The organism is Pseudomonas sp. Pseusp49 (assembly GCF_059491875.1).
The window spans coordinates 4,092,354-4,113,611 of record NZ_CP168514.1 but is presented as its reverse complement, the minus strand read 5'-3'; the positions used below and the strand labels follow the sequence as shown (position 1 = coordinate 4,113,611).

Below are 21,258 nucleotides of genomic sequence, written 5' to 3'. Positions count from 1 at the left end.
GAGGGGGCTTGTCGGAACGCCGCATCGCCCCGTTGGGTCGCGCAGCGGCCCCAAAACCTGCAATCGCGGTTACTCAGGCAAACCGCATTGTTCGGGTTTACGACTGCTGCGCAGTCGAGCGGGGGCAAGCCCCCTCGCCACAAAGATGGGTGTTGCCGTTACAGCCCTTCACGCAGACGTTTGAGGTATTCAGGGCTTTCACTGATCGAGTTATGCCCCGTCCCCGGTATCACCTGCAACGACGCCACGCCTTTGGTGAAATGACTCAACAGGCGCTCGGTACTCGAACGCGGAATCACCTCATCATGCTCGGCCGCTATCAAGACCGTCGGCACCGTGATGCGGGCGGCGTACTGCCAGGACGGGTATTTGTCCTTCAGCAACCAGCGCACCGGAAACCAGCGAAACTGACGAGCGGCCAGCCCTTCGAGGCTGTTGTAAGGCGTGATCAACACCAGGCGCGCGGCCGGGCGCTGGCTGGCCAGACGCACGGCAACCCCGGAACCCAGGCTGCGTCCGACCACCGCCACATGCGAGTGGCTGGCATACACCTGGTCGAACAAGGTCAAGGCGTCGCGGGCGATGGCCTCTTCGGAAGGCGACCCGGAACTGCCGCCAAAGCCACGGTAATGCAGCAGATACAGCGCGTAGTCAGGGAACGCCTGGGTGAACCCGGGCAAGTTGCGCGAGACGTCTTCGGCGTTGCCGCCAAAGTAGATCAGCGCATTCGGGCCTTCGTGAGGCCGGATGGACACCAGCACCCGTGCGTCGGCAATCGGCAGGGTGAGCAGCGTCCCGACTGTCCCGATGGCGCGCGGTTGCGGGTAATAGATCAGCGCCCGCTGAAACACGAACAACGCCAGGCACAGCGCCAGGTACAACGCAGCGACGATGACAACGAGTAACACCAGGGTGCGCGACATTCGACTAACGTTAGTGGGCGGCATTGACGGCTCGGGGTTTGAAAGTGGCTGGTGCCGCAGGGCCTTGTGAGTGTAGTCAATCGACCCCTGGCGCGGGTTATCCGCCGTGTCGGTGCAACAGGCCGGACCCGAACGACTGGTGAGAAGCGTTTTATGAGCCATCCTGAGGGTTACACCCGTAGAGCAATACTCACGCTGGCTGCCGGTGCTTCGGCGGTCTTCACGTTCGGTCCGGTGGGTGCGCAACCCGCGCCGTCGACGGGAACAGGAGGCAAGACCATGCAGACTCGCGCCATTCCTTCCAGCAACGAGTCCTTGCCGATCGTAGGCTTGGGCACTTACCGCGGATTCGACGTCGAGCCTTCGCAACCGGCCTACAAGGACTTGCCCGCGGTACTGGATGCGTTGTTCGACAAGGGTGGCAAGCTGATCGACAGCTCGCCGATGTACGGTCGCGCCGAACAGACCACCGGCGAATTGCTGTCGATCCATGAACCGCGCTCGCCGGCGTTCCTGGCCACCAAGGTGTGGACCCGCGGGCGCGAAGAAGGCATCGCGCAGATGGAGCAATCCTTCGCCCTGTTGCAGACCGACCGGATCGACCTGATGCAGATTCACAACCTGCTGGACTGGCAGACGCACTTGCCGACCCTGCGCCACTGGAAAGAACAGGGGCGCATCCGCTACATCGGCATCACCCATTACACGGCGTCGGCCTACGATGAAGTGGAAGCGGTACTCAAGGCCGAGCCGCTGGATTTCCTGCAGATCAACTACGCCCTGGATGATCGCGGCGCCGAGAAACGCTTGCTGCCGCTGTGCCGCGAACGGGGCGTGGCGGTGATCTGCAATCGGCCGTTCGGCGGTGGCGGCCTGCTGGCCAGACTGAAAGACAAACCTCTACCAGGCTGGGCGGCGCAAGTCGGGGTCAAGAGCTGGCCGCAACTGGCACTGAAGTTCCTGCTGTCGCATTCGGCGGTGACCTGCGTGATTCCGGGCACCGGCAACCCGCGCTACATGGCGGAAAATGCCCGGGCCGGTTTCGGCCCGATGCTGACCGATGCCCAGCGTCAGCAACTGATTGCGCTGGTGGACTAGCGCAGCGCGGCGAGTCCCGCAACCTCTCCTATACTGTCCGCGTCCATGCCGTTGAAAGCGCATTCGTTGCCCTGACGGCGTCCCTGTCCATCACTGCAAGGAGATCGAACATGGCTATCCGCATTGGCGACGAAGCACCGGATTTCACCGCCGAAACCACCGAAGGCACGCTCAATTTTCACCAATGGATCGGCGACGGGTGGGCCATCCTGTTTTCCCACCCCAAGGATTTCACCCCGGTGTGCACCACTGAACTGGGCTACCTGGCCAAACTCAAGCCCGAATTCGACAAGCGCAACACCAAGGTCATCGGCCTCAGCGTCGACCCGGTCAGCGACCACAACCGTTGGGTCGGCGACATCGCCGAGACTCAGGGCTGCGCGGTCAACTATCCGCTGATCGGCGATGAAAACCTGGTGGTGGCCAAGCTCTACGACATGATCCACCCCAATGCCAGCGGCGGCGCGCGTACGGCGGTGGACAACGCCACGGTGCGCTCGGTGTTCATCGTCGGCTCGGACAAGAAGGTCAAGGCCATGCTGATCTACCCGATGAGCGCCGGGCGCAATTTCGATGAAGTGCTGCGTTTGCTCGATTCTCTGCAACTGAATGCCAGGCACACCGTTGCCACGCCGGTGAACTGGCGGCCGGGTGAGGATGTGATCATCCCGACTTCGGTGTCTGATGAAGATGCGAAGAAGAAATACCCGGATGGCTTCAAGACACTGAAGCCGTATTTGCGGACGGTGGCTCAGCCGAAGTAACCTCGGCAGCCCTGAAGCCGCCTTCGCGAGCAAGCCCGCTCCCACAGGGGCCGAGTCGAAGCACATTTCTGTGAACGACTCAGGACCCTGTGGGAGCGGGCTTGCCCGCGAAGGGGCCGGCCCTGCTGGCCCAGGACTTCAAACCAGATACTTTCTAAACCACCCCAACGTCCGCTCCCACGCCAGCTTCGCCGCCGCCTCGTCATAACGCGGCGTCGAGTCGTTGTGGAAACCATGATTGCAGCCCGGATAAATGTAGGCCTCATAGGTCTTGCCCCCGGCCTTCAACGCTTTCTCATAGGCCGGCCAACCCTCGTTGATCCGCGTATCCAGTTCGCCGTAGTGCAGCATCACCGGTGCCTTGATCCGGGGCACTTCCTCGGCTGTTGGCTGACGGCCATAAAACGACACGGCGGCGCCCAGTTCCGGATAGGCCACGGCGGCGGCGTTGGTCACGCCACCGCCGTAGCAGAACCCGGTGATGCCGACTTTTCCGGTGGCGGCAGGGTGTTTCATCATCCACTCGACGGCGGCGAAAAAGTCGTTCATCAGCTTTTCCGGGTCGACCGTGGCCTGAAGCTCGCGGCCCTTGTCGTCATTGCCGGGATAACCGCCGACCGAGGTCAGGCCGTCCGGGGCCAGGGCGATGAAACCGGCCTTGGCCACACGCCGGGCCACGTCTTCGATGTAGGGGTTGAGCCCGCGGTTTTCATGCACGACCACCACCGCCGGCACCTTGCCGGTGGCCTTGGCCGGGCGCACCAGATAAGCCCGTACCTGGCCGTTGCCCTTGGGCGAAGGGTAGGTGACGTACTCGGCAATGATGTCCGGGTCGGTGAACTCGACTTGCTCGGCCAGCGCGTAGTTGGGGCTTAGCGCGGCGAGCAGGGCACCGGCGGTCATGCTGCCGAAGGTGAACAACGCCGCGCGGTCGAGAAACTCCCGGCGATTGATCTTGCCGTGGGCGTAGTAGTCGTAGAGTTCCAGCAGTTGCGGGGAAAAGTCTTTGGCAGTTAGACGGGTCATCGGTGCAACTCCTCTCGGCTGTTTGAACACGGCCCTTGTGGGAGCGGGCTTGCTCGCGAAAGCGGTGTGTCAGTCGAAGACATTGCCGTCTGACACACCGCTTTCGCGAGCAAGCCCGCTCCCACAGGGGTTAAAGGGTGAGGCTGAAACCTCATTTCAGGCACTGCGCCCCAGCCTTCGCCACTTGCGCATCCTGCCCGGGCTTGACGCCCGACACCCCGACAGCCCCAATCACCTGGCCATCGAAAACAATCGGCACGCCACCCTCGAGCGAAGTCAGCAACGGTGCTGACAGAAAAGCGTAGCGCCCTGCGTTGACCATGTCCTCATAGCTTTTCGATTCGCGCCGCCCGAGGGCGGCGGTGCGGGCCTTTTCGGTGGCGATATACGCACTGCTGGGTGCGCAACCGTCGAGGCGTTCGAGGGCCAGCGGGTGGCCGCCATCATCGACCACCACTATGGTCACGGCCCATTGATTGGCCTGTGCTTCGGCACGGGCGGCTTTGATGATCTGCTGGACTTCGGTCTGGCTCAGCACGGCTTTGCGGTTCATGGGCATCTCCGGGAATCGGTTAAGGCAGGGCGGCTTCGACCAGTTCGATCCAGTGCCGCACCGGGGTCCGGCCCGCACCGTCGAGGTGCGACTGACAGCCGATGTTGGCCGTGACGATGACCTCGGGATGGCCGCTTTCCAGGGCATTGAGCTTGTTGTCGCGCAGTTGTCGCGACAGCTCGGGCTGGGTCAGCGAATAGGTGCCCGCCGAGCCGCAGCACAGGTGCCCGTCGGGCACGGACGTCAGATTGAAACCGAGCCCGCTCAGCAGCGCTTCCACGGCGCCGCCGAGTTTCTGCCCGTGCTGCAAGGTGCAGGGGCAATGGAAGGCCAGGCGCTGCGAGGCGTGGATCCCGAGTTTTTCCAGCGGCTCGTCGCGCAACACCTCCACCAGGTCCCGGGCCAGTTCGCTGACCTTTTTCGCCTTGTCGGCATAGGCCGGGTCGCTGGCGAGCAGATGGCCGTAGTCCTTGATGAAGGCGCCGCAACCGCTGGCGGTCTGCACAATCGCCTCGGCGCCTTTTTCGATGCCCGGCCACCACGCGTCGATGTTGCGCCGGGCGCGATCGAGGCCGGCGGCCTGGGCGTCCAGGTGGTAGTCCACGGCACCGCAGCAACCGGCTTCGCGGGTCGCGATGACGCTGATCCCCAACCGGTCCAGCAACCGCGCCGCCGCGGCATTGGTGTTGGGCGACAGGCCCGGCTGCACGCAGCCTTCGAGCATCAGCACCTGACGCTCGCGCAGGGTCATGGGCCGCGGCTTGGCCGGGTAGATACTGCGCGGTAACTTGCTTTGCAGCGGGCCGGGCAGCAGCGCACGGAATACCTGGCCGCCACTGACCAGGCTCTTGAACAGGTCCGGATGCGGCACGGTCTGGCGCAACCCTTCGCGCAACAGGCGCTGGCCAAGCGGACGCGGCACCGCCGCATCGACCACCGCCCGACCGATGTCCAGCAGGTTGTGGTAGTCGACGCCCGACGGGCAGGTGGTTTCGCAGTTGCGGCACGACAGGCAGCGATCCAGGTGTTGCTGGGTCTTTTGCGTGACGTCGTTGCCCTCCAGCACTTGCTTGATCAGGTAGATGCGGCCCCGGGGTCCGTCCAGTTCATCGCCGAGCAATTGATAGGTCGGACAGGTCGCATTGCAGAAACCGCAGTGCACGCAGGTGCGCAGGATGCTTTCGGCTTCTGCGGCGCGGGGCAGATGGCGGGCGCTTTCACTCAGGGTCGTCTGCATGGTTCAAAGCTCCGCGTACAGGCGTCCGGGGTTGAAGATGCCCCGTGGATCGAGTTGTTGTTTCAGGTTGCGGTGATAGCGCATCAGGGCCGGGGGCAGGGGCTGGAACGGGGTGTCGGTGAGGCCGTGGCTGAAGCAGGTGACATGGCCGCCGACCTCGTCGACGACCTGGCGGATGAACGCCGCTTCGGCATCGGATTTCAACCAGCGCTGGGCGCCGCCCCAGTCGATCAACTGGCGCCCCGGCAGCGACAGGCGCGGTGTGTTGTGCGGCAGTGACAGGCGCCAAAGCGGCTGGTCTTCATCGAAGAAACTCAAGCGCTGTTCGTTGAGATCTTCCCAGTACGAAGCGTCCAGCCGTTCGCCACCGAGGCGCTCGTGGGCCGCCGCCACCGAACCTTCACCGCCCTCGAGCCGCAGGTGCAGGCGTGTACCGTCGTGACAGGCCGCGCTGATCGGCAACGGTTGCTGGCCCCACTCCGCCAGGCGCAGCAAGGCGCGTTCAGGGTCCATTTCCAGGCTGATGCTCAGGACTTTCCGGGGTTTTGGCAGCACTTTCAGCGAGACTTCGGTGATCAGCCCGAGGCAGCCGTAACTGCCGGTCATCAGGCGTGACAGGTCGTAGCCGGCGACGTTTTTCATCACTTCGCCACCGAAGCGCAACAGCTTGCCATGCCCGGTGATGACCCGCGTGCCGAGGACGAAATCGCGCACCGAGCCGGACCACGGGCGCCGTGGTCCGGACAGTCCGCAGGCGATCATGCCGCCGACCGTGGCGCCCTCGCCAAAGGACGGCGGTTCGCAGGGCAGCATCTGTTGCGCGGCATCCAGCGCCTGCGTCAGCTCCGACAACGGCGTGCCGCAACGGGCGGTGATCACCAGCTCTGTCGGGTCGTAACTGACGATGCCCCGGTGCGCGCGGGTATCGAGAATTTCCCCGGCCGTGGTGCGGCCAAGAAACCCCTTGCTGTTGGAACCCTGGATGCGCAACGGCGTAGCGTTTTCCAGCGCCTGATTGACCTGCTCCAGGAGCAGTTGGCTGTCATCGAAATCTGCAGGGCCGTGCATCAGAAACGCTCCAGCTCGGGGAAGGGCAATTGACCGCCATGTATGTGCATGGCGCCGAATTCGGCGCAGCGGTGCAGGGTCGGAATGTTCTTGCCGGGGTTGAGCAGGCCGCTCGGGTCGAAGGCGGCCTTGATGGCATGGAACAGGGTCAGCTCATCGCTGTTGAATTGCGCGCACATCTGATTGATCTTCTCGCGACCCACGCCGTGCTCACCGGTGATGCTGCCGCCGACCTTCATGCACAGCTCCAGAATCTTGCCGCCCAGGTTTTCCGCACGCTCGAGTTCACCGGGTTGATTGGCGTCGAACAGAATCAACGGATGCATGTTGCCGTCGCCGGCGTGGAATACGTTGGCCACCCGCAGGCCGTATTCGTTCGAGAGCTCGGCGATGGCGTGCAGCACGCCGGGCAGTTCGCGACGGGGGATGGTGCCGTCCATGCAGTAATAATCCGGCGAGAGACGGCCTACTGCCGGGAAGGCGTTCTTGCGCCCGGCCCAGAAACGTACGCGCTCGGCTTCGTCCTTTGCCTGGCGCACCTCGGTCGCACCGGCCTGTTGCAGCACCTGGCGCACCCGGTCGCAGTCATCCGAGACATCGGCTTCAACACCATCGAGTTCGCACAGCAGAATCGCCTGGGCCTCCACCGGATATCCGGCGTGAATGAAGTCCTCGGCGGCGCGGATGGCCAGGTTGTCCATCATTTCCAGGCCTCCGGGGATGATGCCGGCGGCAATGATGTCGCCGACGGCGCGCCCGGCTTTTTCCACGGAATCGAACGCCGCCAGCAAGACTTTGGCGGTCTGCGGTTTGGGCAGCAACTTGACCGTGACCTCGGTGATCACCCCGAGCAGGCCTTCGGAGCCGGTGAACAGTGCCAGCAGATCGAAACCGGGGGCGTCGAGGGCGTTGGAGCCCAGGCTCAAATGCTCGCCGTCGACCGTGAGGATGTCGACCTTGAGCACGTTGTGCACGGTCAGGCCGTACTTCAGGCAATGCACGCCACCGGCATTTTCCGCGACGTTGCCGCCGATCGAACAGGCAATTTGCGAGGACGGATCCGGCGCGTAATACAGGCCGAACGGTGCCGCCGCCTGGGAAATCGCCAGGTTGCGCACACCCGGCTGGACCCGCGCGGTACGGGCAGCGGGGTCGATGCCCAGGATGTTGTTGAAACGCGCCATCACCAGCAGCACGCCTTTTTCAAGGGGCAGCGCACCGCCGGACAAACCGGTGCCGGCGCCACGGGCGACGACCGGGACGTGCAGCTCATGACAGACCCGCAGCACCCCTTGCACTTCGTCGATGTGCCGGGGCAGCACCACCAGCATCGGCGTGGTGCGATAGGCCGACAGTCCGTCGCATTCGTAGGGCTTGAGTTCCTCCTGCTGATGCAGGATTTCCAGGCCCGGCAAGCGGCTCTGCAGGGCCTGCAACAGTGCCTGTCTGTCGACGTCGGGCAAGGCGCCGTCAACGCGTTCATCGTAGAGAATGTTCATGGGATCACGATTCTCGCTGGAGACCACTGACCTTCATCATTGGCCTGAGACGGCCGGCTGTCCATGGGATGTTTGTCCGCACGACGGACCAATCATTCAAAAAAACCACTCGCCACTGTGGGAGCGGGCTTGCTCGCGAAGGCGGTGTGTCAGACGGCAATGTCTTCGACTGACACACCGCCTTCGCGAGCAAGCCCGCTCCCACAAGGATGAGGCTTAAGCAGAATTGCCTGGTATTCGATTCAATGCCCGCCCACCACCATATGGCTGAACGGCGCGACGTAGGCCTGCAGCGTCACCAGCCCGCCGACCAGAATCGCCAGCACAATCGAGTGGAAGAACACGTAGCGCAGGATTTCCCCTTCATGGCCGTACCAGCGGGTGGCGGTGGAGGCGACCACGATCGACTGGGCGTCGACCATCTTGCCCATGACCCCGCCGGAACTGTTGGCGGCGGCCATCAACACCGGGCTGATGCCCAGTTGCTCGGACGTCACCCGTTGCAGGCCGCCAAACAGCACGTTGGACGCGGTGTCCGAGCCGGTCAGCGCCACGCCGAGCCAGCCGAGCAGGGTGCCGAACATCGGGTAGAAAATGCCCGTCGCGGCGAAGGCCAGGCCCATGGTCGCATCCAGGCCGGAGTAGCGTGTGAGGAAGCCCAGGGCGAGCATCGCGGCAATGGTGATCAGCGAGTAACGCACCACCCACAGGGTGCGCAGGTATTGGCGAATCAATTGCGGGATCGAGTAACCCATCAACAAGCCGCCGACGATTGCCGCCAGCAGAATGCCGCTGCCGGTGGCGGTGAACCAGGTGAACTTGTACACCGCCTCTTCGGTTTTCGGCGCCGGCACCACGGGCGGGACTTTTTCGACTTGCAGGTGCAGGGTGGTGAAGGTCACGACCGGCGCGAACACCGGGTTCGCCTCGCGCATCGGCTTGCCCTGCGGATCGAGCTTGGCGGCACTGGTTTGCGGGTCGATGGCCGGGCGGGTATCGAAGGTGTTCTTGAAGCCTTGCGTACCCCAGATGAACACGAAGATCGTGAGGATGATCCACGGCATCCACGCCCGCATCACCGCCGGTTTCGCCTCGTTGGCAAAGGTGGCGGTCGGTACGGGCTTTTCGTCGTGCTCGGCGTCGATCTTCGAGTTGTCGACCCGGCCGGACAGGGCGGCGGAGGTATGCACCGTGGCCGGTTTCCAGACCTTGAGGAAACCGGTCAGGCAGGCCATGGAAATCAGCGCGGCGATCACATCCACCAGCATGGGCCCGTGATAGTTCGACACGAGGAACTGCGGAACGGCAAAACTGACCCCGGCCACCAGGATCGCCGGCCAGATCTCCAGCATCTTGCGCCAGCCGGCGAAGGCCCAGATCAGCCAGAACGGCACCAGCACCGAGAAGAAGGGCAACTGCCGGCCGACCATCATCGACAGCTCCATCTCATCCAGCCCGGTGACCTTGGCCAGGGTGATGATCGGCGTGCCAAGGGCGCCGAATGCCACCGGCGCGGTGTTGGCGATCAGCGCCAGCCCCGAGGCGGCAAGCGGCGAAAAACCGAGCCCGATGAGAATCGCCCCGGTCACTGCCACCGGCGTACCGAAACCGGCCGCGCCTTCGAAAAACGCACCGAAGCAGAAGGCGATCAGGAGCAATTGCAGGCGCCGGTCATCGGTGATGCGCGCCAGGGAATCTTGCAGCACCTTGAACGAACCGTTCTCGGTGGTCAGGCGGTGCAGGAAGATGATGTTCAACACGATCCAGCCAATCGGCAGCAAACCGTTGGCTGCACCGAACAGCGCCGCGGAACCGGCCATGTTCGCCGGCATGCCGAAGGCGAAGATCGCAATCAGCAAGGCCGAGGCCAGGGCGAGCAGCGCCGCCAGGTGCGCCTTGACATGAAAAAACGCGAGGGACGCCAGCATCACCACCACCGGCACAGCCGCCATGAGCGTTGAAAGCACCGGGTTACCGAACGGATCGTAGACTTGCTGCCAGACCATGTTCCACCTCTGCTTTTTATTGTTGGACGTGCAGATCCCCTGGGGGGAGGTGGCCTTGAGTATAGGTGGCATTGCGCCGCTGTCAGGCCAGGCCCTCCGGTCCAGCGGGGCGGCGCAGTTCCGGGGCCTGAGCTAGCATGGCCAGTAGGGTTTGAATCCAGTCAGGGGAGCAATGCAGTCATGACCGAGCGCCACATTGAACACAAGGAGACGTTATCGAATGGATGCAAAATCAAAGTCACCGCCGAGATATTGAAAGACGGTTCGTTGGGCATGTTTATCGGTGTCTACAAGCCGGACGGCTCGGTCATCGACGAAAACCACGACCCACGGCCGCACATGCTGGACATGGAGGCGGCGATGGATTGGGGAATCGATATTGCGAGGGGCACTGGCAATAGTCAGCGTACATTGTGAGCGGTTCGCGTCCATGCCCGGTTGACCGGTGGTCGCCGTCAGAATCCGAACGCGCGGGCCGAGCTTTTTGCCAGCTCGACATCCAATAGATGCTCGGCCAGCACGTCATTCAAAAAGCGGAACTGATCATTGAGCCCGACCACTTCATTGCTGAAGTGATGATCGGCCGAAGGGATCAGCAATGCTTCGAACTTCTCGTCGAACAGCAGAGTCAACTCTTTACGTGATTCGAATTTCTGCGCGTAGAAATTGCTGCCGAACAGCGGAAAACGCACGGCGAGGGAGACGGTGTGCATCATGATGTTTGCTCCTCGCTCAGGACGTACCAGGCAAACACACTCAATGTGAACGCCGTCAGGGCCAGGCAGGTCAGCAGATGGATCAGCATGAGGTTTCCCTCCGATTCGGGATTTCGTGTTGGCTTGGGATCGATCCTACGCTGACGGTGTGCAAGCGGAAGGCAATCGCGGCGATGGTGAATATCGACGCCAGTGATGGTGGTTTTTTTGCTGTCTGCTCTGGCCCCTTCGCGAGCAAGCCCGCTCCCACACTGTTTTGTGCTTGCCACATGATCCGGGCACGACACGCAACCTGTGGGAGCGGGCTTGCCCGCGAAGAGGGCACTCAAAAGTGCCGCCGACCGTCGGCCAGGCACATGCCGCGACCTATACTTGAATCATGGTTTTCGAGTGCTGGACATCCCGCCCGGTGCACACTTCTGGAAGCCGCCATCTTGAACCTGCGTTCGCTGATCATTGCCGTGCTGGTGGTGTTGGCAGGGTGCGCCACGCCGCCCCGTGCGCCGGTGGAAGTGGCCCCGGTCATCGTTCCCGCCAGTACCTGGCAACAGGTGGACCGGGAGATCGTCGCCGCGTCGCAGTCGGCCACCGAACAGACCCGAATCTACGCCCGTGGCGCCATGGAATACTGGCGCACGCGGGTCTATGAACTGACCGAAGAAAATTTCATTCCGTGGTTCAGCAGCTACTGGACCCAGGAATGGCTGTCGATGAAGGTCAGCTGGTACACCATCAGCGCCAAGGGTGAGCAGGATGCCTCGGCCAAGCGCCTGGCGGCGTACCTGCTCGAGGCCTATCAGGAGAAGGTCCTGGCCCCGGTGGCGGCGGAAATCGATCCCGATGCGATTCTTGGCCTGGCAGCGGCATTCTACGTCGACATCCTCAAGGAAGAACTACAGAAAATCTCCACCCGCCACGGCGTGCCGATGGCCCAGCTCAACGGGCGCATCCAGAAAATCCCGGCCATTGCCCTCGGGCCACCGCCGGCGCGGGACGCCTCGTTGTACCAGGTCGTGCACACTGAATCATTGACCACATTGCCGGCCTACGCCGCGTTGCTCGACAAAATCCACAAGGCCGGCGGTGACCGGGGCGTGGGGTCGACCGACACCGCGATGGCGCCGGTGGCCAAGCGTGCCAGCCAGCGCATGGAAGCCGAGATGGCCCCGCGCGGGGCCGCCAGTGCCGTGGCCGCCGCTGCCGGGAAACTCGCTGGCGGATTGATCACCGTCGGTGTGGCGGGCATTCGCGCGATCATTCAGGCCAATGACAGGCCCGACAGCGAGGCACTGATCCGCAGCAGCCTGGGCAACACCTTCGACAAGGCCTGGATCAAGCTGGTGCAGAACCCGACCACCGGCGTCATGGCTGGCACGCTTTACATGGCGGGGCAGATCGAAGGGAGTCTGGGCGGCGGCGCACAACCGCCGGTCGGTTTGAGTGCCGGCACTGTCGATTTGACGCCGGTGCAACCGACTACCCAGCAGAACACCCCATGACCCAAGGAGAATCACTCATGTCTTATGTCGATGGTTTTATCGCTGCCGTACCCACCGCCAACCGTGGGCAATACCTCAAACACGCCGAAGTCGCCGCCTCGGTCTTCAAGGAAAACGGCGCCTTGAGCGTGGTCGAATGCTGGGGCGAGGACGTGCCGGAAGGCAAGGTCACCTCGTTCCCGATGTCAGTGAAGCTCAAGGAGGGCGAAACCGTTGCCTTTGGCTGGATCATCTGGCCGGACAAGGCCACCCGCAATGCCGGGATGGACAAGATGATGCAGGACCCGCGCATGAAGCCGGACGTCAATCCGATGCCCTTCGATGGCCAGCGCATGGTGTACGGCGGGTTTGAAGTACTTCTCACGGCTTGATGCCGGACACGGGATCACTCCGGCGTCGGGGTGATCCTGCAACTCTTGCGCTGGCGGATCTCGTCATCCGTCGGCCGCTCGTGGATGAACTCGAAGCGCGGCTCACCTTCGCTGTAATGCACCAGCCAGCCCCACTCCAGCTGGAGTTCATCCTGACCAGGCACGGGCGGTCTGGCCCACCATGGCTCTTTGCTGATGATCTGTCGCATGGTCCCCCTCCGGTCTGCAGGATGCCAAAACTATAACGCGCCTGCCGGACGTTGCCAGAAATCCGCTGGCCGGCAGGCGGCTGTTGAGTACACTCAGACAGTCTTCCCACAAGGAGTGCGGCATGAACGACGAAACCCGCGAGCCGATCAAGCGACTGTTCTTTGCGCTGGACTGCGCCCCGGCCCAGCGCCGGGAGATCGCCCAGTGGCGCAGCGCGCTGCAGCTGCGCAACGGACGACCGGTGCCGGCGGACAACTTTCACCTGACGCTGAAGTTTTTGGGCGCGGTGGGTGTGGCGCAGATCGCCGAGCTCTGCACCGCAGCGGGGGCCATCCGCATGCCGGGCGAGCGCTTGACGGTGGTGCTTGACCGGCTGGACGTATGGCGCAGGGCAGGGGCGTTGGTGCTCGCGCCGCAGCAGGCGCCCCCGGCATTGCTGCGTCTGGTCTATGCCCTGGAACAGGCGATGTTGCCGTTCGGGCTGGAGGAGGCCCCAAAGGAATATCGACCGCACCTGACCCTGGCGCGGGACTATCGGGCGCCAGTGCCGGAGTCCCCGACCGCGCCGCAATTCTTCCTGCGTGCCGAGCGCTTCACCCTGTTCGAATCCCACAAGGGCCGTTATCGGGCGTTGGCCGAATGGCCGTTGATTGATCCCGACCGCCGATAAAAAAGTCCTTCACGCAATCCCGGAAACTGTAGGAGCCAGCTTGCTGGCGATGGACTCAAGTGCGCCGCGTTTGTCCAGCTCACACGCGTTATCGTTAACGACCATCGCTGGCAAGCCAGCTCCTACAGGGGACCTTGCCCACGCTGAAAAAAACCAGTGAAGGCCCCATAAAAAAAGGCGCCCGAGGGCGCCAAATTCACCTGAACCGAGGGAGCCAGGTGAGGCCGTTCTACTTGCAGGAGAGGCAGCGGTGGTAAGGCGCTGCGTGAACGGAAAAGGTTTGAACATCCAACACATCAATCTGTGTAGGAGCTGCCGAAGGCTGCGATCTTTTGACCTTGCTCTTCAAAATCAAGATCAAAAGATCGTCCGAACGCGGCCCGAGCCTGCGGCAGCTCCTACAAAAGCGGGTGGATTACTGGCCGAGTTTCACCTTGGTCCAGCCACGGGTCATGATTCGCTGGATGGCGATCGGCTGGTCCGGTACGGCATAGAGCGTGGCCATCACCGCTTCCGACGGGTAGGAACCCGGATCGTTGCGGATCGCTTCATCGACCAGTGGCGTGGCCGCCGCGTTGGCGTTGCTGTAGCCGATGTTGTTGGTGATGTCGGCGATCACGTCGGGGCGCATCAGGAAGTTCATGAACAGGTACGCGTTCTCGACGTTGGCGGCATCGCGCGGGATCGCGAGCATGTCGTAGAAACTGGCGGCGCCTTCTTTCGGGATGCTGTAGTCGATCTTCACCTTGTCCCCGGCTTCCTGAGCGCGGGCCTTGGCCTGCAGCACGTCGCCGGAGTAACCGACGGCCACGCAGATGTTGCCGTTGGCCAGGTCCGAGATGTATTTCGACGAATGGAAGTACGCCACGTTCGGGCGAATCTTCATGAACAGCGCCTCGGCTTGGGCGATGTGCTGTTTGTCCTGATCGTTCACCGGGTAGCCCAGGTAGTGCAGGGCGGTCGGGATCATTTCGGTCGGCGAGTCGAGGAAGCTGATGCCGCAGGCCTTGAGCTTCTCGGCGTTTTCCGGTTTGAACAGCAGGTCCCAGGAGTTGGTCGGGGCGTTGGCGCCGAGTACTTCCTTGACCTTGGCCGGGTTGAAACCGATGCCGATCGAGCCCCACATGTACGGGATGGCGTGAGCGTTGTCGGGATCGCTCGCGGAGGCGTTTTTCAGCAGCACCGCATTGAGGTTGTTCCAGTTCGGCAGCTTCGACTTGTCCAGCGTCTGGTAGACGCCGGCCTTGATCTGCTTGGCCAGGAAGCTGTTGGACGGCACGACGATGTCGTAGCCGGATTTGCCCGCCAGCAGGCGCGCCTCTAGGGTTTCGTTGCTGTCGAACACATCGTAGGTCACCTGGATGCCGGTCTCGTCTTCGAACTTCTTGACGGTGTCCGGGCCAATGTAATCCGACCAGTTGTAGACGCGCAGAACCTTGTCATTGGCCTGGGCGCCAGTGGCGATCGCGCCCAATAAGGACAGTGTCAGCAGAGTCCTGCCAAACATTTTCATCGGTACAACTCCATTTCTTTTTTATTCAAAAACACAAAACAAAATCACAGTGAATCTGTGGCGAGGGGGCTTGCCCCCGTTCGGCTGCGCAGCAGTCGTAAAACCAGCGAGTGCGGTGAAACTGAAACACCGCGGTTTCCGGTTTTGGGGCCGCTTCGCGACCCAACGGGGGCAAGCCCCCTCGCCACAGTTAATTCAGCAGCGGCTTAGGCGGTGGCCGCCGCCATCTGCTTTTTCGGTTGTTGCCAGGATTCGCTGGCGGTCTGGTCCATGGCTTCCTGGATCGCGCGTTTGCGGGTGGCTTCGGCACGGCGGCTGAAGTACCAGACCATGAAGGTCACGATCGACACGGCCAACAGGATCAGGCTGGCCACGGCGTTGATCTCGGGCTTGACCCCCAGACGTACCGCCGAGAACACTTCCATCGGCAGGGTCGTGGAACCCGGGCCGGAGACGAAGCTCGCCAGCACCAGGTCATCCAGCGACAGGGCGAACGACATCATGCCGCCGGCCGCCAGCGACGGCGCGATCATCGGGATGGTGATCAGGAAAAACACCTTGAACGGTTTCGCACCCAGGTCCATGGCCGCTTCCTCGATGGACAGGTCCAGCTCGCGAAGGCGGGCGGAGACTACCACCGCAACATAAGCGGCACAAAACGTGGTGTGGGCGATCCAGATGGTGACGATGCCGCGTTCCTGCGGCCAGCCGATCAACTGCGCCATGGCCACGAACAGCAGCAACAGCGACAGACCGGTGATCACCTCAGGCATCACCAACGGCGCGGTGACCAGGCCACCGAACAGGGTGCGACCCTTGAAGCGGGTAACGCGGGTCAGCACGAACGCTGCCAGGGTACCCAGCGCCACCGCCGCGATGGCGGTGTAGCAGGCGATTTCCAGCGAGCGCACCACCGAGCCCATCAGTTGCGAGTTGTCGAGCAGGCCGGCGTACCACTTGAACGACCAGCCACCCCACACCGTCACCAGCTTCGAGGCGTTGAACGAGTAGATCACCAGGATCAGCATCGGCAGGTAGATAAACGACAGGCCGAAAATCAGCATGAACTTTGAAAATCCGAAGCGTTTCATCCCCGTGCCTCCATCTCTTTGGCCTGACTGCGGTTGAACAGCAGAATCGGCACAATCAGGATCAACAGCATCACCACCGCCAGGGCAGACGCCACCGGCCAGTCGCGGTTGTTGAAGAACTCTTGCCACAACACACGGCCGATCATCAGGGTTTCCGGGCCGCCCAGCAGTTCCGGAATCACGAACTCACCGACCACCGGAATGAACACCAGCATGCAGCCGGCGATGATGCCGTTCTTGGCCAGCGGCACGGTGATTTTCCAGAAGCTGTTGAAGGTGCTCGAACCCAGGTCCGACGCGGCTTCCAGCAGGCTCTGGTCATGCTTGACCAGGTTGGCGTACAGCGGCAGCACCATGAACGGCAGGTACGCATACACCACGCCGATATAAACAGCGGTGTTGGTGTTGAGGATCTCGATCGGTGCCGACGTCAATCCGGTCCACATCAGGAACGCGTTGAGCAGGCCGTTGTTGCTGAGGATGCCCATCCACGCATACACGCGGATCAGGATCGCGGTCCAGGTCGGCATCATGATCAGCAGCATCAGCACGTTCTGCGCTTCCTTGCTGGCCTTGGTGATGGCGTAGGCCATCGGGAAACCGATCACCAGGCACATCAGGGTGCTGAACAGCGCGACCTTCAACGAACCGAGATAAGCCGAGAGGTACAGCTCGTCCTGGCCCAGCAAGGTGTAGTTGCCGATGTTGAGCAACAACTGGAATTTCTGCTCGGCGTAGGTGTAGATCTCCGAGTAGGGCGGAATGGCCAGGGCTGCTTCCGAGAAGCTGATCTTCATCACCAGGAAGAACGGCAGCATGAAGAACAGGAACAGCCAGATGAATGGAATCCCGATGACGAACTTGCGCCCGCTGGGGACCAGTCTCAGAAATTGCTGATTGAAGGTTTTCATGCGCGCAGTACCACGCCGCTGTCGTCTTCCCACCACACGTAGACCTGATCGTCCCAGGTCGGACGTGCACCACGGCGTTCGGCGTTGGCCATGAACGACTGGACGATCTTGCCGCCAGGCAACTCGACGTAGAACACCGAGTGGCCGCCGAGGTAGGCAATGTCATGCACCTTGCCGCTGGACCAGTTGTAGCGGTTGTCCGGCTTGACGGTGCTGACCAGCAGTTTTTCCGGGCGGATCGCGTAGGTGATCGACTTGTCCTGCACCGAGGTGCTGACGCCGTGACCGACGTAGATCTTCTGCTCCAGATCCGGGCTGTGGATGATCGCGTGACCTTCCAGGTCTTCTACCACTGTGCCTTCGAAAGCGTTCACGTTGCCGATGAATTCGCAGACCATGCGGCTGACCGGTGCTTCATAGATGTCGACCGGGCTGCCGATCTGGGCGATCCAGCCCAGGTGCATGATCGCGATGCGCTGGGCCATGGTCATGGCCTCTTCCTGGTCGTGGGTCACCATCACGCAGGTCACGCCCACGCGCTCGATGATTTCCACCAGCTCCAGCTGCATTTGCGAACGCAGCTTTTTATCCAGGGCGCCCATCGGTTCGTCGAGCAGCAGCAGCTTCGGACGCTTGGCCAGGGAACGGGCCAGGGCCACGCGCTGACGCTGGCCGCCGGACAGTTGGTGCGGCTTGCGCTTGGCGTACTGGGTCATGTGCACCAGGCGCAGCATTTCCTGCACCCGGGCTTCGATCTCGGCCGCTGGCAAACGGTCCTGCTTGAGGCCGAAGGCGATGTTCTGCGCCACCGTCATGTGCGGGAACAAGGCGTAGGACTGGAACATCATGTTGATCGGTCGTTCGTAAGGCGGCATGTCGGTGATGTCGACACCGTCGAGCAGAATCCGGCCTTCGGTCGGGCGCTCGAAACCGGCGAGCATGCGCAGCAGGGTCGATTTGCCGGAGCCGGAACCACCGAGCAGGGCGAAGATTTCACCCTGGTGGATTTCCAGGGACACATCGTCCACTGCGGTGGTTTCGTCGAATTTCTTGGTGACGCGATCGACTTTCACCAGGACCTTCTTCGGTGCCTGGTGACCTTCAATAGCCTTCCTGTAAATGCTGGAGGCGTTTGCCATGTGAAACTCCCAACAGGTTTCAGTCGCCCGGCCAACACGGCCCGGCTTAATAGTGGATTGCAAACCCGTACCGGGGACTTCGGTCAGAACGCAGACCCTGTGGGAGCGAGCTTGCTCGCGATGAGGCAGCCACATTCAACATTGATGGTGACTGTTCTACCGCTATCGCGAGCAAGCTCGCTCCCACAGGGATTTGCGTTTGCTGATCGAACTCACCCATACCGTTCGGGTTTATTCGGCGCCGCCATCCTGGCTGCCTGGTCGTACTTGTTGTTATTGCAGTGTGTTGTTATCGCGAACGGGACGCGCAAAAGCGCCTGCCCGCTCGCGTTGGGCAGCTAATCGTTGAATGTGGGTTCCGGGTCGTCAGCGCGAGTGACGCAGCGCCGCCCGTTGCCGGCAGGCTTCGCCGAACGCCTGGAAAATACTCAAGTAAGGCGGGTTGTTCAGAACCTGCCATTCCGGGTGCCATTGCACGCCAAGGGCGAAGGCCTTGCTGTGCTCGACCGAGATCGCTTCGATCAGGCCATCGGGTGCGACGGCTTCGGCGCGCAGGCCGGGCGCGAGTCGGTCGATGCCCTGGCTGTGAATCGAATTGACCTGGAACACCGCAGGCAGGTCCAGGGCTTCGAACACACCACCGGGCTGCACATTCACCGCATGGGCGGGAGCGTATTGCACGGCCAGGTCCGGGTGGTTGGCCTCGCGGTGGTCGAGGAAGCCGGGAAGTTCATGGACTTTCTGATGCAGGCTGCCACCGAACGCCACGTTCATTTCCTGGAAGCCGCGGCAGATGCCGAGCACCGGAACGCCGGCAGCGATGGCTGCGCGGATCAGTGGCAGGGTGGTGCGGTCCCGTTGCGGATCGTGTTCCGTGCCGGGGGCGCTGTCGGGGCCTTGATAGTGGAAGGGTTCCACGTTCGACGGCGAGCCGGTCAGCAACAGACCGTCGAGCTGCGGCAGCAGGTCATCGATTTCGGTCAGTTCGCCTAAGGAAGGAATAACGACAGGCAGCCCCAGCGCCGCAACGCTGACAGCACGCAAGTACTTGTCGCCGCTGATGTGGTAGGGGTGCAGGCCAATCTGTTTGACGCATGCAGTAACGCCGATCAATGGCTTGAATGCCATTTTTATCACCTCGAAGTTTCACACTTGAACGAGCTTTTCCGGAGCTTAGCCTTGTTGATTTTAATTAACAACTCTCATGTAAAAAATTCTAAACGCCGCACGTCCGATCTTCAGGATTTACGCGTGTTTGAGGGCGTATCTGGCACTCTCGTCCTTCTGAGAGGCCCGAAAATAAACGTTGAAAGGCCAGGTGTTCGCTATTGACTTCACTTTGCCTTTCGGATTGACTGGGCTCGTGAAAGGGCGGTGAACATAATAATTAACAGTAAAAAATAGGTGCATCATGTCGGTCCCTCTGCGTACCGTTCAACTCAACGAAGCAAACGCATTCCTTAAGAAATATCCTGAGGTTTTGTACGTCGACCTTCTGATTGCGGATATGAACGGTGTGGTGCGCGGCAAGCGCATCGAGCGCACCAGTCTTCATAAGGTTTACGAGAAAGGCATCAACCTGCCGGCGTCTCTGTTTGCTCTGGACATCAATGGCTCCACGGTGGAAAGCACCGGCCTGGGTCTGGACATCGGCGACTCCGACCGGATCTGCTACCCCATCCCGGGCACCCTGAGCATCGAACCCTGGCAGAAGCGCCCGACTGCGCAACTGCTGATGACCATGCACGAACTCGAAGGCGAGCCCTTCTTCGCCGACCCGCGTGAAGTGCTGGCCAATGTCGTGCGCAAGTTCGACGACTTGGGCCTGACCATCTGCGCCGCGTTCGAACTGGAGTTCTACCTGATCGACCAGGACAACGTGAACGGTCGTCCGCAATCGCCGCGTTCGCCGGTATCGGGCAAGCGTCCGATGTCGACCCAGGTGTACCTGATCGACGACCTCGACGAATACGTCGACTGCCTGCAAGACATCCTCGAAGGCGCGAAAGAGCAGGGCATCCCGGCTGACGCCATCGTCAAGGAAAGCGCCCCGGCGCAATTCGAAGTCAACCTGCATCACGTGGCTGACCCGATCAAGGCCTGCGACTATGCGGTCCTGCTCAAGCGTCTGGTGAAGAACATCGCCTACGACCACGAGATGGACACCACCTTCATGGCCAAGCCGTATCCGGGCCAGGCGGGCAACGGTCTGCACGTGCACATTTCGATTCTCGACAAAGAAGGCAACAACATCTTTGCCAGCGAGGATCCCGAGCAGAACGCCGCGCTGCGACACGCGATCGGCGGTGTGCTCGAGACCCTGCCGGCGCAGATGGCGTTCCTCTGCCCGAACGTCAACTCGTACCGTCGTTTCGGCGCACAGTTCTATGTACCGAACTCGCCGAGCTGGGGCATCGACAACCGCACCGTGGCCGTGCGCGTACCGACCGGCTCGAAGGACGCCGTGCGCATCGAACACCGTGTGGCCGGTGCCGACGCCAACCCGTACCTGCTGATGGCCTCGGTATTGGCCGGGGTGCACCACGGCCTGACCAACCAGATCGAGCCGGGCGCCCCGGTGGAAGGCAACAGCTACGAGCAGAACGAGCAGAGCCTGCCGAACAACCTGCGCGATGCCCTGCGCGAACTGGACGACAGCGAAGTCATGGCGCGCTACATCGACCCGATGTACATCGACGTGTTCGTGGCGTGCAAGGAAAGCGAGCTGGCCGAGTTCGAGAACTCCATCTCCGACCTTGAGTACAACTGGTACTTGCACACCGTCTGACAAGCAGCCACCCGCACGGGTGGCTAACCCTGTAGGAGCTGCCGAAGGCTGCGATCTTTTGACTTTTGCTTTCAAGATCAAAAGATCGCAGCCTTCGGCAGCTCCTACAGGGATCGGGTTTCAAGTTTTTGATTGAGGGCATTCAGCCCGACGGTCACCTATTCCCCTGCGTCGAG

21 protein-coding genes are annotated in these 21,258 nt (G+C 61.9%); 7 read left to right on the top strand and 14 right to left on the bottom strand.

All coding sequences use genetic code 11. The features are described from left to right. Positions 1-158: 158 nt before the first annotated feature. Positions 159-947, bottom strand: a complete 789-nt coding sequence (locus ACEN83_RS18350; protein WP_495577981.1) for an alpha/beta hydrolase — start codon at positions 945-947, stop codon at positions 159-161. Positions 948-1,076: 129 nt separating this feature from the next. Between ACEN83_RS18350 and ACEN83_RS18345 the strand changes: the two genes are divergently transcribed. Then, positions 1,077-2,021, top strand: coding sequence for an aldo/keto reductase (locus tag ACEN83_RS18345; protein WP_495577980.1), 945 nt, complete (start codon positions 1,077-1,079; stop codon positions 2,019-2,021). Positions 2,022-2,131: 110 nt separating this feature from the next. Continuing rightward, positions 2,132-2,785 (top strand): peroxiredoxin, encoded by a 654-nt coding sequence (locus ACEN83_RS18340; protein WP_495577979.1) that lies wholly within the window; start codon positions 2,132-2,134, stop codon positions 2,783-2,785. A gap of 138 nt (positions 2,786-2,923) precedes the next feature. On the opposite strand, the gene yghX is transcribed toward ACEN83_RS18340, so the two are convergent. The 6 genes from yghX to ACEN83_RS18310 all read right to left on the bottom strand — a co-directional run bounded on the left by yghX (position 2,924) and on the right by ACEN83_RS18310 (position 10,174). Further along, a complete protein-coding gene (yghX, locus tag ACEN83_RS18335) occupies positions 2,924-3,811 on the bottom strand; it encodes a YghX family hydrolase (RefSeq protein ID WP_495577978.1) in 888 nt (295 codons plus the stop codon). A 151-nt stretch (positions 3,812-3,962) separates the two neighbouring features. Beyond that, a complete protein-coding gene (locus ACEN83_RS18330; RefSeq protein WP_495577977.1) occupies positions 3,963-4,364 on the bottom strand; it encodes a heme-binding protein in 402 nt (133 codons plus the stop codon). Between the two features lie 19 nt (positions 4,365-4,383). Continuing rightward, positions 4,384-5,601: a glycolate oxidase subunit GlcF gene (glcF, locus tag ACEN83_RS18325; protein ID WP_495577976.1), complete on the bottom strand. Its 1,218-nt coding sequence runs from the start codon at positions 5,599-5,601 to the stop codon at positions 4,384-4,386. 3 nt (positions 5,602-5,604) lie between these two features. After that, the gene (gene glcE / locus ACEN83_RS18320; RefSeq protein WP_495577975.1) at positions 5,605-6,669 is read right to left on the bottom strand and encodes a glycolate oxidase subunit GlcE; all 1,065 of its coding nucleotides are present in this window, start codon (positions 6,667-6,669) and stop codon (positions 5,605-5,607) included. Beyond that, the gene (gene glcD, locus ACEN83_RS18315) at positions 6,669-8,168 is read right to left on the bottom strand and encodes a glycolate oxidase subunit GlcD (protein ID WP_495577974.1); all 1,500 of its coding nucleotides are present in this window, start codon (positions 8,166-8,168) and stop codon (positions 6,669-6,671) included. Before glcD ends, glcE begins: the two co-directional genes overlap by 1 nt. A gap of 242 nt (positions 8,169-8,410) precedes the next feature. Continuing rightward, positions 8,411-10,174 (bottom strand): L-lactate permease, encoded by a 1,764-nt coding sequence (locus tag ACEN83_RS18310; RefSeq protein ID WP_495577973.1) that lies wholly within the window; start codon positions 10,172-10,174, stop codon positions 8,411-8,413. 180 nt (positions 10,175-10,354) lie between these two features. Here ACEN83_RS18310 and ACEN83_RS18305 point away from each other — a divergent pair, with 180 nt between their 5' ends. Then, positions 10,355-10,591: a hypothetical protein gene (locus tag ACEN83_RS18305; protein ID WP_007975246.1), complete on the top strand. Its 237-nt coding sequence runs from the start codon at positions 10,355-10,357 to the stop codon at positions 10,589-10,591. A gap of 38 nt (positions 10,592-10,629) precedes the next feature. Here ACEN83_RS18305 and ACEN83_RS18300 read toward each other — a convergent pair whose 3' ends face one another. Beyond that, entirely contained in the window at positions 10,630-10,890 is a 261-nt protein-coding gene (locus ACEN83_RS18300) for a hypothetical protein (RefSeq protein ID WP_116583065.1), read from the bottom strand. A 434-nt stretch (positions 10,891-11,324) separates the two neighbouring features. Here ACEN83_RS18300 and ACEN83_RS18295 point away from each other — a divergent pair, with 434 nt between their 5' ends. Beyond that, a complete protein-coding gene (locus ACEN83_RS18295; RefSeq protein WP_116583064.1) occupies positions 11,325-12,389 on the top strand; it encodes a hypothetical protein in 1,065 nt (354 codons plus the stop codon). Positions 12,390-12,406: 17 nt separating this feature from the next. Continuing rightward, positions 12,407-12,760 (top strand): DUF1428 domain-containing protein, encoded by a 354-nt coding sequence (locus tag ACEN83_RS18290; RefSeq protein WP_495577972.1) that lies wholly within the window; start codon positions 12,407-12,409, stop codon positions 12,758-12,760. 14 nt (positions 12,761-12,774) lie between these two features. Here ACEN83_RS18290 and ACEN83_RS18285 read toward each other — a convergent pair whose 3' ends face one another. Beyond that, entirely contained in the window at positions 12,775-12,969 is a 195-nt protein-coding gene (locus ACEN83_RS18285) for a hypothetical protein (RefSeq protein WP_495577971.1), read from the bottom strand. Between the two features lie 122 nt (positions 12,970-13,091). On the opposite strand from ACEN83_RS18285, the gene thpR reads away from it, so the two are divergent. Next, on the top strand, positions 13,092-13,640 hold the full coding sequence (thpR, locus tag ACEN83_RS18280; RefSeq protein ID WP_495577970.1) for an RNA 2',3'-cyclic phosphodiesterase: 549 nt from the start codon (positions 13,092-13,094) through the stop codon (positions 13,638-13,640). Between the two features lie 415 nt (positions 13,641-14,055). Here thpR and ACEN83_RS18275 read toward each other — a convergent pair whose 3' ends face one another. From ACEN83_RS18275 to ACEN83_RS18255, 5 genes are all read right to left on the bottom strand, one after another. Beyond that, complete coding sequence (locus ACEN83_RS18275) at positions 14,056-15,153, bottom strand: polyamine ABC transporter substrate-binding protein (protein ID WP_116583060.1); 1,098 nt, start codon at positions 15,151-15,153, stop codon at positions 14,056-14,058. A 206-nt stretch (positions 15,154-15,359) separates the two neighbouring features. After that, on the bottom strand, positions 15,360-16,244 hold the full coding sequence (locus ACEN83_RS18270) for an ABC transporter permease subunit (protein WP_104447517.1): 885 nt from the start codon (positions 16,242-16,244) through the stop codon (positions 15,360-15,362). Beyond that, complete coding sequence (locus ACEN83_RS18265) at positions 16,241-17,155, bottom strand: ABC transporter permease subunit (RefSeq protein WP_007982156.1); 915 nt, start codon at positions 17,153-17,155, stop codon at positions 16,241-16,243. Before ACEN83_RS18265 ends, ACEN83_RS18270 begins: the two co-directional genes overlap by 4 nt. Then, the gene (gene potA / locus ACEN83_RS18260) at positions 17,152-18,294 is read right to left on the bottom strand and encodes a polyamine ABC transporter ATP-binding protein (RefSeq protein ID WP_007975257.1); all 1,143 of its coding nucleotides are present in this window, start codon (positions 18,292-18,294) and stop codon (positions 17,152-17,154) included. The genes ACEN83_RS18265 and potA overlap by 4 nt, the downstream gene beginning before the upstream one ends. A 366-nt stretch (positions 18,295-18,660) precedes the next feature. After that, positions 18,661-19,422 carry a gamma-glutamyl-gamma-aminobutyrate hydrolase family protein gene (locus ACEN83_RS18255; RefSeq protein ID WP_495577969.1) on the bottom strand — a complete coding sequence of 254 codons (762 nt, stop codon included), beginning with the start codon at positions 19,420-19,422 and terminating at the stop codon, positions 18,661-18,663. A 283-nt stretch (positions 19,423-19,705) separates the two neighbouring features. Between ACEN83_RS18255 and ACEN83_RS18250 the strand changes: the two genes are divergently transcribed. Continuing rightward, positions 19,706-21,082, top strand: a complete 1,377-nt coding sequence (locus tag ACEN83_RS18250) for a glutamine synthetase family protein (RefSeq protein WP_104447513.1) — start codon at positions 19,706-19,708, stop codon at positions 21,080-21,082. Positions 21,083-21,258 lie beyond the last annotated feature (176 nt).

Coding starts and splice junctions, on each gene's coding strand:
- ACEN83_RS18340 (WP_495577979.1), top strand. CDS start 2,132: ATGGCTATCCGCATTGGCGACGAAGCACCGGATTTCACCGCCGAAACC.
- yghX (WP_495577978.1), bottom strand. CDS start 3,811: ATGACCCGTCTAACTGCCAAAGACTTTTCCCCGCAACTGCTGGAACTC.
- ACEN83_RS18285 (WP_495577971.1), bottom strand. CDS start 12,969: ATGCGACAGATCATCAGCAAAGAGCCATGGTGGGCCAGACCGCCCGTG.
- glcF (WP_495577976.1), bottom strand. CDS start 5,601: ATGCAGACGACCCTGAGTGAAAGCGCCCGCCATCTGCCCCGCGCCGCA.
- thpR (WP_495577970.1), top strand. CDS start 13,092: ATGAACGACGAAACCCGCGAGCCGATCAAGCGACTGTTCTTTGCGCTG.
- ACEN83_RS18305 (WP_007975246.1), top strand. CDS start 10,355: ATGACCGAGCGCCACATTGAACACAAGGAGACGTTATCGAATGGATGC.
- ACEN83_RS18290 (WP_495577972.1), top strand. CDS start 12,407: ATGTCTTATGTCGATGGTTTTATCGCTGCCGTACCCACCGCCAACCGT.
- ACEN83_RS18255 (WP_495577969.1), bottom strand. CDS start 19,422: ATGGCATTCAAGCCATTGATCGGCGTTACTGCATGCGTCAAACAGATT.
- ACEN83_RS18275 (WP_116583060.1), bottom strand. CDS start 15,153: ATGAAAATGTTTGGCAGGACTCTGCTGACACTGTCCTTATTGGGCGCG.
- potA (WP_007975257.1), bottom strand. CDS start 18,294: ATGGCAAACGCCTCCAGCATTTACAGGAAGGCTATTGAAGGTCACCAG.
- ACEN83_RS18310 (WP_495577973.1), bottom strand. CDS start 10,174: ATGGTCTGGCAGCAAGTCTACGATCCGTTCGGTAACCCGGTGCTTTCA.
- ACEN83_RS18265 (WP_007982156.1), bottom strand. CDS start 17,155: ATGAAAACCTTCAATCAGCAATTTCTGAGACTGGTCCCCAGCGGGCGC.
- ACEN83_RS18330 (WP_495577977.1), bottom strand. CDS start 4,364: ATGAACCGCAAAGCCGTGCTGAGCCAGACCGAAGTCCAGCAGATCATC.
- ACEN83_RS18350 (WP_495577981.1), bottom strand. CDS start 947: ATGCCGCCCACTAACGTTAGTCGAATGTCGCGCACCCTGGTGTTACTC.
- ACEN83_RS18345 (WP_495577980.1), top strand. CDS start 1,077: ATGAGCCATCCTGAGGGTTACACCCGTAGAGCAATACTCACGCTGGCT.
- ACEN83_RS18250 (WP_104447513.1), top strand. CDS start 19,706: ATGTCGGTCCCTCTGCGTACCGTTCAACTCAACGAAGCAAACGCATTC.
- glcE (WP_495577975.1), bottom strand. CDS start 6,669: ATGCACGGCCCTGCAGATTTCGATGACAGCCAACTGCTCCTGGAGCAG.
- ACEN83_RS18300 (WP_116583065.1), bottom strand. CDS start 10,890: ATGATGCACACCGTCTCCCTCGCCGTGCGTTTTCCGCTGTTCGGCAGC.
- ACEN83_RS18270 (WP_104447517.1), bottom strand. CDS start 16,244: ATGAAACGCTTCGGATTTTCAAAGTTCATGCTGATTTTCGGCCTGTCG.
- glcD (WP_495577974.1), bottom strand. CDS start 8,168: ATGAACATTCTCTACGATGAACGCGTTGACGGCGCCTTGCCCGACGTC.